This window comes from Janthinobacterium sp. GW458P, assembly GCF_002127585.1.
GTDB lineage: Bacteria > Pseudomonadota > Gammaproteobacteria > Burkholderiales > Burkholderiaceae_D > Janthinobacterium.
In genome coordinates this window covers 1-13,068 of record NZ_NEGZ01000037.1, presented here as the reverse complement: position 1 = coordinate 13,068, position 13,068 = coordinate 1, and the positions used below count along the sequence as shown (strand labels likewise).

Here is a 13,068-nt window from a genome sequence, read left to right as displayed (position 1 = left end):
AAAAACCGCGCGCGCCTACCAGCGCGAGCGGTGGCTTTCCGTCACGCCCGCCAGCTGCGCCACGATGCGCTTGGGACTGTCGGTGCTGGCGCGCACCCAGCCGCTGAACGTGCCGATGGGCTGGATGTAGCGGCTGGCGGCGATCCACAGGTTCTTGTCCTCGCGCCGCGCTCCTTCCGGCCTGAAGTGCAGGTCGAGCAAATCGTCGTCCGTCCACACATGCCACGGCGCCAGCGGGTTATCGGGGTTGAAGTCGAAATGCGCGCGGCCCAGCGGATACAGCAGGCCATCGAGCCACAGCGCGTTTTCATGCGCGCCGAAATAGCCGGCCTGCAGGTTGAAACCGAGGTCCAGGCTGTGCGCCGAGGCCCAGCGCCATTCCGTCTCGCGCGCCAGCAAGCCGTTCGAGTAATCGAAGCTGGCCACGCCGTCGTCCAGGCTGTAGCCGACGGCGCCGCAGCGCACGCTGCCCCACAAGGGCAGGCCGCCCGACTTTTGCGTCGCATGCACGCTGCCGCCCTCGCCCACGGGCCCGACGGCCAGCAGGGTGGGCGCCACGGGCGGGCCGCATTCCGCATCGATGCCGAAATGGCCGCAATCGAGCTGCAGGCGGTAGCGCTGCTGCGGCTGCGCCTCGATGGAGATCAGGTGCGAGAGGAAGCGAAAACGGCTGGAGGCGCCGGCATGCGGCGCCACCGTGGCGCACAGGCCGGGGATGCCATCCTGCGAAAAGCTGGCCACGATCTTGCCCTTGTGGCGGTCGAAGGCGTAGGCGAAGGCCGTGCTGGTCCAGCCCAGGTCGACGATGGCCACGCCGCAGAACACGGCGGGCGTGGACAGGGCCACGTAATGCCAGCGCTTGTGGTGGAACAGACGCCAGAGTGCGCCGCGCGCGTGCGGCGGCGCCAGCGCGGCCCAGTCGAAGGCGTTCAATTGCCCCGTGTAGCGGCCAAAACAGGGCACGCCATCGGCGTCGAGCAGGTCGGGCGGTGCCGGTGGCAGCGTCATGCGGCCCGCCTTTCCCCGTGGCCGTCCTGCAGGGCGGCGGCCAGCTGCGCACCGAAGTCTGCCGGCTGCGCTTGCGCAATATCAATCTCCGGGCAGGCATGCCAGAGCGCCAGGCGCCGCACGGCGCCGGCCACGTCCTGCGCCAGGCGGGGGCTCAGGCGCACGCCCTCTTCCAGCGCCAGCGACTTGATCTCGAAGCGCCCCTGCGCGCGGTGCGCCTTGGCGTCCAGGCGCCCCACGAGCGCGCCGCGCCGCAAGATCGGCAGGGTGAAATAGCCATAGCGGCGTTTTTCAGCGGGCGTATAGCATTCGAGCCGGTAGTCGAAACCGAACAGTTCCAGCGCGCGGCGCCGGTCCCACACGACGGGGTCGAACGGCGATAAAATCGTCGTCAGGGTGGGTGCCAGCTTGCCGGCGGCGGCATGACGCGCCAGCTCCGCGTGATCCGCATGCACATAGACGGCGTCTGCCCAGCCGTCCACCGTGCAGCGCAGCAGCGCGCCCTCGTCCACCAGCGCCTGCAGATCGTGGGCCAGGCTGGCGCGCGCCTGTTTCGTGCGGAAGTAGTCGCTGATCCAGCCGGCCCGCGCCAGCCCCAGCGCCTTCACGCTGGCCAGCAGCAGACGGCGGCGCACCGCGTGCGCGGACGGCAGCTGGCTGTCATCCCAGCCCGGCAGCACCCGTTCGGCCAGGTCGTAATAGCGCTGGAACCGATGGCGCTTGGCGATCATCAGCACGCCCGACGTAAACAGCACTTCCAGCGAGCGTTTTTCCGGCTTCCAGCTCCACCAGCCGCCCGCCTGGCCATCCGTGCGTTCAAAATCGGCCGAACGGGCGGCGCCGTTGGCGCGGATGTGGTCGAGTACCGCCGCCACGGCGTCGCCCTGCTCGGCCATCCATTTGACCGAATACTTCCAGCCCATGGCGGCCGGGTCGAGCATGCGGTGGCGGTACAGGCCATAGTCTTCGATGGGCACGAAGCAGGCTTCATGCGCCCAGTATTCGAACAGCGCGCCCTCGGCCAGCAATTGCTCCAGCCACGGCTGCGGATAGTCGCCCAGCCGGCTCCACAGCACCAGGTAGGGGCTGCGCGCCACCACGTGGATGGTGTCGATCTGCAGCACGCCCATCTGGCGGATGGCGGCCAGCACGTCGGCCTTCACGGCTTTTTTACGCCGCGCCTGCAGCAGGCCCTGGGCGGCCAGGTGCAGGGCGCGCGCGGCGGCCAGCGATAGCGGGGGGAGCTCGGGAGGAATGGAGAGGTCTGGACTGTGCATAACAGAAAGATACCGCATTCCGGACGCGCCTTGTGCGTTTTATCGCTATCGGAACGCGCAACCGGCGGCCACGCTACGTTGCGGGAAACACAAGCGTCACGGCCAGCCCCCTGCCCTGCAAGCCAAGGCCCAGAACAATCTGCGCGCCATGCCGTTCGGCGATGCGGCGCACGATGGACAGGCCCAGCCCGCTGCCGGGCAGCTGCGCGCCGCCCAGGCGCACGAAGCGCTCGAACGCGCGCTCATGCAGTTCTTCGGCGATGCCCGGTCCCGTATCGGCCACGCGCAGGTAGCTGCGCCCGTCTTGCACGCCGCAGCTGACGACGACGCCACCCGGCGCCGGCGTGTAGCGCAGCGCGTTCTCGACCAGGTTACGCAGCAGCATCCGCAGGCTGTCCGCATCGAGCGCGCACGGCGCCGGGGCAACGCTCACGGTCAACGACAGCTGATGCTGGTCGCTCCATTCCCGCCACTGCATGCCTTGTTCCTCCAGCAGGGCCGCCAGGTCGCCCGGCGCCAGCCGCGGCTCCTGGGACTGCGGGTCCAGCCGCGCCAGCGCCAGCAACTGGTTGACGAGGCGCGTGGCGCGCTCCACGCTGGCGCCCAGGGCGGCGATGAATTCCTCGCGCTCGGCCCCGCTGCGGGCCCGCTGCAGCACTTGCAGATTGGTCTTGATGGCGGCCAGCGGCGTGCGCAGTTCGTGCGCCGCATCGGCCGTGAAGCGCTGTTCATTGTCGCGGCTGTGCCGCACCCTGCCGAACAGGCGGTTAATTTCCAGCAGCAGCGGATGCAGCTCGGCGGGCGCGCCGGCCAGCCTGACGTCGGCCAGCTCATCGGGCGTGCGCGCCGACACTTCCCCGGCGGACGCCTGCAGCACGCGAAACACGCGGTGGATGCTCCACCAGATGGCGATGGCGGCCAGCGCCGCCAGCAACAGGCCGAACAGCGCGATGCGGTAAAAGAAGCCGCGGCTGATGTCGTCGCGGTGGCTGGTCGGCTCGGCCACCAGCAGCTGCAGCGTGCGCTGCGGGTCCCACAGCGAGAACAGACGCCAGCGCTGGCCGCCTATCGTGGTCCAGGACAGGCCGTCGGGCGCGCTGCGCGACAGGGCGATGTCGGACGCCGCGTCATTGCGGTACAGCACGCGCTGCCGGGCGTCGCGCACCTTGAACAGCAGGTATTGGTGGGGATTGCGCTGGCCGCGCAGGGGCAGGTCGATCGGCCCCGTCAAGCCATGTTCGCGCACGTCCTTTTCCACCAGCGACAGCAGCAGATGGCCCGTCTCGGTCAGCGACTGGTCGAACAGCTCCTGGCTTTCCCGGCGCGCCTCCACATACACGATGGCGGCGCTGCCCGCCCACAGGGCCAGCGTCAGGCCCAGCAGAACCATCAGCAGGGTGCGCCGCAAGGACCAGGTTTTCAAGGCGGCAACGCTCATGCCGCCGCCAGACCGGCCGCTGTTTGCAAGCCCCTTGCGCTGACAGCCATCCGCATGGGCTGGGGCGGTGACGGGTGGGCATGATGCGGCCAGCTTGTTAAGAATCTCTTAAGAACTTCTGCGCATGCTCCGGAACGAAATATTTTTTGGGAAGCCATGGCCGCAATTGTAAATGATTCTTATTGCTTTCATGATTCCCATTCCCTCAGAAATACAGACCCGTAACCAATCAACCCTTCAGGAGTTTGCATGTCCAACCGCCCCCGCCGCGCGCACCTGCCGCGTCCCACCACGCTTGCCCTGGCACTTGCCGCCCTGTCCTGCCTGCCAGCCCATGCACAGACGGGTGCGCCTGCCAGCATGCCGGAAGTGGTCGTTTCCGCGTCCGGCTTCGAGCAGGATATCAAACAGGCGCCCGCGTCGATCACGGTGCTGACGCGCGAGGAGCTGTCGAAGGAACGCTTCGGCAACCTGACGCAGGCGCTGGAAAGCGTGGAAGGCATCGACGTGGGCGCGGCGGGCGACAAGACGGGCGGCATGAACATCAGCATCCGCGGCATGCCCAGCGACTACACGCTGGTGCTGATCGACGGACGGCGCCAGAACGCGGCCGGCAACGTCACGCCGAACGGCTTCGGCGGCACGCAGACGAGCTTCATGCCGCCGCTGGCCGCCATCGAGCGCATCGAGATCATCCGCGGCCCCATGTCGACCCTGTACGGCTCGGACGCCATGGGCGGCGTGATCAACATCATCACGCGCAAGGTGGGCCAGCAATGGACGGGCTCCGTCTCGGCCGACTACACCTTGCAGCAGGAATCGGACTTTGGCGACGTGAAAAGCGGCCGCTTCTACGTGAGCGGCCCCATCGCCACCGACCTGCTGGGCCTGTCACTGCGCGGCAGCAAGCAGCGCCGCAATGCGGCCGACATCCGCTACAACGACGCAGCCGGCGCGGAACAATCCACCAGCATGGGCGCCAACCCCGTGCGCGCGGACATTGAAAACTTCGGCGCGCGCCTGGCGTTGACGCCGAACCGCTACCACACCGTCATCCTCGACGCCGACGCGGGCCGCCAGACGTACGACAATTCGCGCGGCCAGCTCGGCACCAAGACCGTGCAGGGCGGCTACGGCCCCGAACAGAAATACAAGCGCGACCAGTGGACCCTGTCGCACACGGGCCGCTTCGGCTTCGGCACCCTGGACAGCAGCTACATGGTGAACAAGACGGAAACCCTGGGCCGCACGATTCCACCGGGCACGCCGGGGGCCGTGGCCGGCAGCGCGCGCACGCTGGAAGTGGAAAGCCAGGTCTTCGACAGTAAATTGGTCATGCCTTTGGGCAAGCACATGGCGACCGTCGGCGCGCAATGGTGGAAAGCGGAAATGACGGACGGCGTGGCGCCGAAGAAATTCGAATTCACGCAAAAAGCCCTGTTCGTGGAAGACGAATGGCAGGCGCTGGAGCATCTCGCGCTGACCTTCGGCGCCCGCTATGACGATCACAGCATCTTCGGCGGCCAGACCAGCCCCCGCGCCTATGCCGTGTGGAACGCCACGACCAGCTGGACCGTCAAGGGCGGCGTCAGCAAGGGCTACAAGACGCCCCGCGTGGAACAACTGTCGCCGGGCATCAACGGTTTCGGCGGCCAGGGCACGATTCCCCTCGTCGGCAGCCCGAACCTGAAGCCGGAAACGAGCACGACGGCGGAAATCGGCGCCTACTTCGACAACCTGGCCGGCTGGACGGCCAGCGGCACCGTGTTCAACAATACCTTCAACGACAAGATCACGACGGGCACGGGCCTCGTCAATTGCAGCTACCGTCCTTCGCCCAACCGTCCCGGCTGCGTCAGCTTCGGCAACTGGCCCAATGTCGATGCGTTCGGCCAGTCCGTCAACGTGGATGAGGCCGTCACACGCGGCGTCGAGCTGAACACGCGCTTTCCGCTGGGCAAGACCTTGTCGGCCAGCGCCAACTACACCTACACGGAAAGCGAACAGAAAAGCGGCAGCAATGCGGGCAAACCGCTGAGCGACACGCCCAAGCACGCCGTCAACGCCCGTTTGAGCTGGGATATCTCGCGCGATTGGAACGGCTGGCTGCGCGCAGAGTACCGCAGCGAGCGTTTCCGCGATCCGGGCACGTCGGCCGCCACGCGCGCCGCCAAGGCCGCGCTGGGCGACTACAAGGGCTACACCATGTTGCACCTGGGCAGCAGTTATCAGTTGAACAAGCGCGTGACCCTGAACGCGGCCGTGTACAACCTGCTCAACAAGGACTTCATCGACTACCAGGCGTACCGCGCACCGGCCTTGAACTACGCCAACCGCTACGTCAACAGCCTGGACGGACGCCGTTTGTGGCTGTCGGCCACCGTGGACTTCTGATGATGTAAGGCGTCATCCGCGTCTGCATCGAACGGGCTGCCCAAGGGCGGCCCGTTTTTTCGTCAAGCCGTTTGCGCTTTATCAATACAGTAACCGATCGCATGCACGGTGCGTATCAAATCCCGCCCCAGCTTCTTGCGCAGGTGGTGGATGTGCACCTGCACGGCATTGCTTTCCACTTCGCCGCCCCAGCTGTACAGGTTTTTCTCCAGCTGTTCCCGGCTCAGGACCCGACCGCCGTGCTCCAGCAGCAATTGCAGGATGCGGAACTCCTTCACCGTCAGGGTCACCGGCACGCCCCCCTGCGTCACCTGCCGGTCGGCGATATCGAGCACCAGGTCGCCATGCACGAGATTTTCGCGCAGGCGGCCGGCGGCGCGGCGGCAGGCGCTGCGGATGCGCGCGGCCAGTTCATCGAGGTCGAACGGTTTGACGATAAAGTCGTCGGCGCCCGCGTCCAGGCCGGCGATGCGCTCGCCCACCTGGTCGCGCGCCGTGACGACCAGCACGGCGCCGCTGTAGCCATTGTCGCGCAGCACGCCCAGCGCCTGCATCCCATCCTGCCCCGGCAAGCCCAGGTCGAGCAGGATGCAGCCATAGTCGTGCAGGCGCACGGCCGTGTGCGCGTGTTCGGCGCTCGTGACCCAGTCGACGGCGTAGCCGCCCTGTTCCAGGCCGATCTGCGTGGCGCGGCCCAGCTGCGGGTCGTCTTCGGTCAGCAGGATGCGCATGGGGGGGAAGCGGCGCGGGCCGCTCAGTCCTTCTTCTTGATCAGGCCGGCCAGCGCGGCGAAGGGATTGTGCGTGGCGGGCGCCACCTCGGCCGACAGCAGGCCGGCACCACGGTCCGCCTCCAGGTAGCGCGAGTGTTCGTTGTCATGGCAATACAGGCACAGCAGCTCCCAGTTGCTGCCGTCGGGCGGATTGTTGTCGTGGTTGTGGTCGCGGTGGTGCACCGTCAGCTGCTGCACGTTGGCACGCGTAAATTCGCGCATGCAGCGGCCGCACACCCACGGATACATCTTCAGCGAACGCTCGCGGTAGCCGCTCTCGCGCTGGTCGGCGGCGCGGCGCGCTTCGGCCACGATCTTGTCCAGTCTTGCCGCGTCGGGCTTTTTACTCTGCATGACAACTTTCGATATGGAAGGAAGAAGCGCCTATTTTAATGAGGATGGGGGCGCAATTGTACTTTTTCTGCCACTGCGCCAGCCCGTGCCGGGGGTGGCGTGCTTTTTTTAACGTGCGCGGCACCACAGGTACTTGATTTAACGCAAAATAAGGCCAGCGACAGACCACGAGCAGACGATGGGAGTGACGGCAACAGCTTCAGCGCAAGGCCGCTTATTTCGGCTATCATGCGCGCCACGCCTCACTTCCCCTTTTCCATGACCCTAGCCTGCAAGCGCCCGTGATATCGATAACGAGACCCCTGCAACGCCTTGCCAGCCGCCTTTACGGCATCAGCCTGGTTCCCCTGTTCGCACTGCTTTTGCTGCTGGTGCTGTGGGGCGCCGTCATCTACCAGATCGGCCAGGAACAGACCAGCGCCGTGCGCGACGCCGTGGCCGGCAGCCAGTCGCTGGCGCGCACGCTGGCCGACCATACCAGTTTCATCCTGCGCCAGACCGACCATGCCACGCAGCTGTTCAAGCTCAAATACGAGGAATCGAGCGGCAGCCTGCGCCTCAATGAATTCACGCGCCGCCAGGGCCTGCTCGACAGCGTGCTGCCGTCGAAACTGGAACTGCCGATCGCGCTGGTCGACGCGCAGGGCAACGTGATCGACAGCGCCAACGCGTATTTTCCGGAAAAGCTGGCCAGGCAAGCGTTCTTCCGGACGCTGGCCGCCAACCCGGCCGACACGGCCCTGGTCGACACGCCCATGCTCGACGTGGACAGCAAGCACTGGACCATCCGCATGGCGCGCCGCCTGAACGATGCCCAGGGACGCTTCGCCGGCGCCATCATCATCCACGTCGACCCCACCTATTTCGTCGACGACTACGACCGCCTGAACCTCGACGAACACGATGCGCTGATGCTGGTGGCGCGCGACAGCGGCCTGACGGTGGGACGCATCGGCGAGCAGCTGCTCATCAGCGACCGCATCGATTTCCGCATGCCCGGCGCGCCCCTGCACGCGCCCGAGGAACTGGAGATCGAGCCGCCCGTCGACGCCACCTCGCGCATCTACAGCTACCGCGAACTGCCCCGCTATCCGCTGCTCGCCGTGGTGGGCGTGAGCCGCGCCACCGCCCTGGCCCGCTTCGAGCATCGCCGCCTTGCATATCTGGGCGCGCTGATCGCCGCCAGCGTGCTGATTGCGGGCTTCACGGCACTGCTGGCGAGCCAGAGCGCGCGCCTGCGCCGCAGCATCCGCCAGGCCAAGGAAACGCAGGCCCTGCTGCGCGCGGCGCACCAGGGCAGCCTCGACGCCGTGCTGCTGCTCAAGGCCTGGCGCCCGGCGCCGGGCAAGCCGGTGGAGGACTTCATTTTCGCCGACATCAACGAACGGGCCGCCGACATGCTGGGCAAGCCGCGCTCGGAACTGCTGGGCCAGCGCGTGCTGCCGCAGGTGCCGCTGCTGCGCGGCGAACGCTTTTTCAAGCGCTTCGTGCTGGTGATGGAAACGGGCCAGCCGCTGGAAGACGAATTCGAGCTGAAACTGGCCTCGGGCGGCACGCGCTGGCTGCGCCACCAGGTGGTGCCCATCACCGACGGCGTGGCCGTCACCTCGCGCGACATCAGCGCGCGCAAGCACGACGAACTGGCGCTGCAGGATAACCGCAGCTTCCTGCAGTCGCTGATCGACCACCTGCCGGTGCTGGTGTACGTGAAAAGCGCGCGCCCGGAAAACTTCGGCCAGATGGAAGTGTGGAACAAGGCCGCCGAGGACATTACCGGCTACCTGGCAGACGACGTCATCGGCAAGACCGACTGCGCGGCGTTTCCTGCCGATTTCGGTCTGCACGACGCGCAGGATGACCGCGCCATCCTGGCCGAGCGCGGCGTCATCGACCATAGCGAAAAGCCGCTGCGCCTGCCAGATGGCGGTCTGTGCTACCTGCACGCCGTCTCCGTGCCCGTGTTCGACGAGCGCCAGCAGGTCGAGCATATCCTGTGCATCGCCGAGGACATCTCGCAGCGCCGCCAGCAGGAACTGGAACTGCGCCAGAAACAGGCCGAACTGGCGGCCGTCAACGACGCCTCGCCGCTGGGAGTGGTGCGCCTGGACCGCCAGCGCCGCTGCACTTACGTCAACCGCACCTTCGAAGCCATCACGGGCCTGCCGCGCGCCGCCGCCCTGGGCGCCGGCTGGACCAGCGCCCTGCATCCGGACGACTATCCGCGCATGCACGTGGCGCTGGAGCAGCTCACGCGCAGCCATGCGCCGTTCCAGTCCACCCTGCGCTGCCTGCACCGCGACGGCAAGCTGGTATGGGTTTCCGTCAAAATCGCCCCCATCCTCGTCGACGGCCGGATCGAAGGCTACGTGGGCAGCCTGGACGACATCACCACCCTGCGCGAATCGGAAGTGGCGCTGCTGGAGAGCGAGGCGCGCCTGCGCACCATCGCCGACACCCTGCCGGCCATGATCGCCTACATCGACGCGGACCAGGTCTACCGCTTCCTGAACATCGCCTACGAGCGCGAATTCGGCCTGACAGGCACCCAGGTGCTGGGCAGGAGCGTGCTCGAGACGGTCGGCGCAGCCCGCTACCGCACGGTGGCGCCGTATATCGAAAGAGTGCTGGACGGCGAGACCCTGAGCTTCGAGGAGGAGGACGAAAAGGAAGGCATCGAACGCTGCATGGAAGTGATCTACATCCCGCAGATCGGTGAAGACCGGCTGCAGGTGGTGGGATTTCACGTGATGCGCCAGGATATCACCGTGCAAAAGCGCGAAAAACAGCGGCTGCTGAAACTGGCCCAGGTCGACGCGCTCACGGGCCTGTCGAACCGCGCCGGCTTCCAGCAAAAACTCAGCGACGCCATGCACGCGAGCCGCCAGCAGCAGCACCTGATGGCCGTCATGTACATGGACATCGACCGCTTCAAGCCCGTCAACGACACGCACGGCCACGGCACGGGCGACGCCCTGCTGCGCGCATTCGCCCAGCGCCTGACGCAGACCATGCGCGCCACCGACATCATCGCCCGCCTGGGCGGCGACGAATTCACCATCATCATGGAGCAGATCACCCGGCCCGACGACGCGGCCGTCCTGGCGGGAAAAATCGTCGCCGCCATGCAGCAGCCGTTCGAGCTCGACGGCATCACCGTGCGCATTTCCGCCAGCATCGGCCTGGCCTTCTACCGCGACGAAGACATTTCCCCCGCCGTGCTGCTGCAGCGTGCCGACGTGCTGCTGTACCAGGCCAAGCAGGATGGGCGCAATACCTACAGGGCCGGCGTGCTGACTGCTTGAGCACCGGAGAAAACGTCCATGGCTGCGTTGCAGTGCCTTGCCGTACTATTCGTACTGCCTACGGCACTACGCCTTGCCCTGAACGTTTTTCAGGCACTCTGGATGTATCGATAAAAATCGAAAACGCTCTTCGAAATTCGTTCAACTCTCCAGTACCTGCCTCATTTCAGCTATATTGGCGCCTGTCTTCCCTACCCTTGCCCTATCATGCGCCTGCTGCACACTTCCGACTGGCATCTGGGCCAGACCCTGCACAACTATGAGCGGGGCTACGAACACCAGCGCTTCCTCGACTGGCTGCTCGACACCCTCGTGGCCGAACAGGTCGACGTGCTGCTGGTGGCGGGCGACGTGTTCGATAACGCCAACCCGTCGGCCGCCTCGCAAAAGCAACTGTATGTATTCCTGCAGCAGGCGCGCGCGCGCCTGCCCGCGCTGCAGCTGGTCATCGTCGCCGGCAACCACGATTCGGCGGGCCGCCTGGAAGCGCCGGCCCCCCTGCTGGCCGCGCATGGCACCCACGTCATCGGCCACCTGCTGCGCGATGCAGCGGGCAATATCGACCTGGAACGCCTGCTGCTGCCGCTCACCGGCAGCGATGGCCAGGTGCGGGCCTGGTGCCTGGCCGTGCCCTTCCTGCGCCCCGGCGACGTGCCGAAACTGACGGCCGGCGATACGCAGGACGCCTACCTGGGCGGCATCGCCCTGCTGTACCGCCAGCTGGCGGACCTGGCGCTGGCGCGCCGCCAGCCCGGGCAAGCCCTCCTTGCCATGGGCCACTGCCACATGGTGGGCGGCGAAATGTCGAACGATTCCGAACGGCGCATCGTCATCGGCGGCACGGAAATGCTGCCCTCGGGGATTTTTGACGCCGCCATCGCCTACGCGGCGCTGGGCCATTTGCACAAGGCGCAGGCCGTGGGCGGCCAGGAACACATCCGCTATTGCGGCAGCCCGATCCCCCTGTCGTTTGCCGAAGTGAACTACCGCCACCAGGTGCTGTGCCTCGACCTCGACGGCGAGCAGCTACGCGAGGTGCGCGCCATCGAGGTGCCGCGCGCCGTCCCCCTGCTGCGCATACCGGCCACGCCGGCGCCCATCAACGAGGTGCTGGCGCAGCTGGCCGCCCTCGACGTGCCGGACTCTCTCACCGAGGCGCAGCCGTTCCTGGAAGTGCGCGTGCGCCTGGACGCGCCCGAACCGGGCCTGCGCACGCGCATCGAGACGGCGCTCGACGGCAAACCCGTGCGCCTGGCGAAGATCGAAACATCGAGCGGCGCGCGCAGCAGCGCCCCCGAAAACATGACGCTCGACCAATTGGGCCAGTTGCAGCCCGACGATATCTTCCGCCGCCTGTACCAGCAAAAATACGCGAAGGAAGCGCCGCCCGAACTCCTCTCGGCCCTGGCCGAACTGCTGTTGCCCGGCGCCTGAACATACCTGAAGAACCATGAAAATCCTCAAAATCAGCGGCAAGAACCTGGCTTCGCTGGCCGGCGAATTTGAAGTCGACTTCCAGCAGGAGCCGCTGGCGTCATCCGGCCTGTTCGCCATCAGCGGGCCCACGGGCGCAGGCAAGAGCACGCTGCTCGATGCGCTGTGCCTGGCCCTGTACGACGCCACGCCGCGCCTGCTGAAAGTGCTGGGCCGGGGCAGCGCCCTGCCCGACGTGGGCAAGGAAACCGTCGGCGCCCAGGATACGCGCACCCTGCTGCGCCGCGGCACGCCCGAAGGCTATGCGCAGGTCGATTTCGTCGGCAACGACGGCGCAAGCTACCGCGCGCGCTGGAGCGTGCGCCGCTCGCGCACCCGGGCCGAGGGCGCGCTGCAGGCGACCGCCATGAGCTTGCACCAGCTGCCTGCGCTGCAAGCGATCGGCGGCACCAAGACGGAAGTGAAGGAAGAGATCGAAAAGCGCATCGGCCTGTCCTTCGACCAGTTTACGCGCGCCGTGCTGCTGGCGCAAAACGAGTTTTCCACCTTCCTCAAGACGGAAGACAATGAACGGGGCGAGCTGCTGGAAACCCTGACGGGCAGCAGCATCTATACGGACATTTCCATGCGCGCCTTCGAGCGGGCGAAAAAGGAAAAGCAGGTTCTCGAACGCCTGGGCGAAAAACTGGCCGACCAGCGCCCCCTGTCGCCGCAAGAACGGGCCGACACCGAGGCGCAGAGCAGCGCCGCCGAAGCCGCCCTGCACACCGTCGATCTGCGCAAGACCGTGCTGGAACAGCAGCAGCGCTGGCACCACGAGACCGACAAGCTGCAAACCCAGGTGGCGGCGGCGCAGGAAGCAGTGGGCGGCGCGGATGCCGAACGTGCCGCCGCGCAGGCGCGCCAGACGGCGCTGGCGCAGTGGGAATTGCTGCAGCCGGCGCGTCCCCTCTGCGACGAGGTGGCGCGCCTGGCCGGCGACATTGCCGGCAGCGGCGCCGCGCTGGAAGCGTCGCGCCTGCAGGCGGCGCAAGCCGTGGCCGCCGAGGCGCAGCTGGCGCAGGCCGTGCAGCAGGCGGCAGCGGCCTT

9 protein-coding genes are annotated in these 13,068 nt (G+C 66.9%); 4 read left to right on the top strand and 5 right to left on the bottom strand.

Annotated features, from left to right (window positions below):
• Positions 1-15: 15 nt before the first annotated feature.
• The 3 genes from CBW50_RS18900 to CBW50_RS18890 all read right to left on the bottom strand — a co-directional run bounded on the left by CBW50_RS18900 (position 16) and on the right by CBW50_RS18890 (position 3,723).
• Complete coding sequence (locus CBW50_RS18900) at positions 16-1,008, bottom strand: DUF2804 domain-containing protein (RefSeq protein ID WP_086146986.1); 993 nt, start codon at positions 1,006-1,008, stop codon at positions 16-18.
• On the bottom strand, positions 1,005-2,285 hold the full coding sequence (locus CBW50_RS18895; RefSeq protein ID WP_086146985.1) for a winged helix-turn-helix domain-containing protein: 1,281 nt from the start codon (positions 2,283-2,285) through the stop codon (positions 1,005-1,007). The genes CBW50_RS18900 and CBW50_RS18895 overlap by 4 nt, the downstream gene beginning before the upstream one ends.
• Before the next feature lie 73 nt (positions 2,286-2,358).
• Positions 2,359-3,723, bottom strand: a complete 1,365-nt coding sequence (locus CBW50_RS18890) for an ATP-binding protein (protein WP_086146984.1) — start codon at positions 3,721-3,723, stop codon at positions 2,359-2,361.
• Between the two features lie 249 nt (positions 3,724-3,972).
• Here CBW50_RS18890 and CBW50_RS18885 point away from each other — a divergent pair, with 249 nt between their 5' ends.
• Positions 3,973-6,117 carry a TonB-dependent receptor gene (locus CBW50_RS18885; protein ID WP_086146983.1) on the top strand — a complete coding sequence of 715 codons (2,145 nt, stop codon included), beginning with the start codon at positions 3,973-3,975 and terminating at the stop codon, positions 6,115-6,117.
• A gap of 62 nt (positions 6,118-6,179) precedes the next feature.
• Here the strand turns inward: CBW50_RS18885 and CBW50_RS18880 are convergent, their stop codons facing one another.
• Both CBW50_RS18880 and CBW50_RS18875 read right to left on the bottom strand, forming a co-directional pair.
• Positions 6,180-6,848 (bottom strand): response regulator, encoded by a 669-nt coding sequence (locus CBW50_RS18880; protein WP_086146982.1) that lies wholly within the window; start codon positions 6,846-6,848, stop codon positions 6,180-6,182.
• A gap of 23 nt (positions 6,849-6,871) precedes the next feature.
• Entirely contained in the window at positions 6,872-7,243 is a 372-nt protein-coding gene (locus tag CBW50_RS18875) for a YajD family HNH nuclease (RefSeq protein WP_034755042.1), read from the bottom strand.
• 281 nt (positions 7,244-7,524) lie between these two features.
• On the opposite strand from CBW50_RS18875, the gene CBW50_RS18870 reads away from it, so the two are divergent.
• From CBW50_RS18870 to CBW50_RS18860, 3 genes are all read left to right on the top strand, one after another.
• Complete coding sequence (locus CBW50_RS18870) at positions 7,525-10,545, top strand: PAS domain S-box protein (RefSeq protein WP_253251961.1); 3,021 nt, start codon at positions 7,525-7,527, stop codon at positions 10,543-10,545.
• Positions 10,546-10,752: 207 nt separating this feature from the next.
• On the top strand, positions 10,753-11,979 hold the full coding sequence (locus tag CBW50_RS18865; protein ID WP_086146981.1) for an exonuclease SbcCD subunit D C-terminal domain-containing protein: 1,227 nt from the start codon (positions 10,753-10,755) through the stop codon (positions 11,977-11,979).
• A gap of 16 nt (positions 11,980-11,995) precedes the next feature.
• The coding region (locus CBW50_RS18860; RefSeq protein ID WP_172404815.1) for an AAA family ATPase at positions 11,996-13,068 on the top strand (1,073 nt) is incomplete at its 3' end.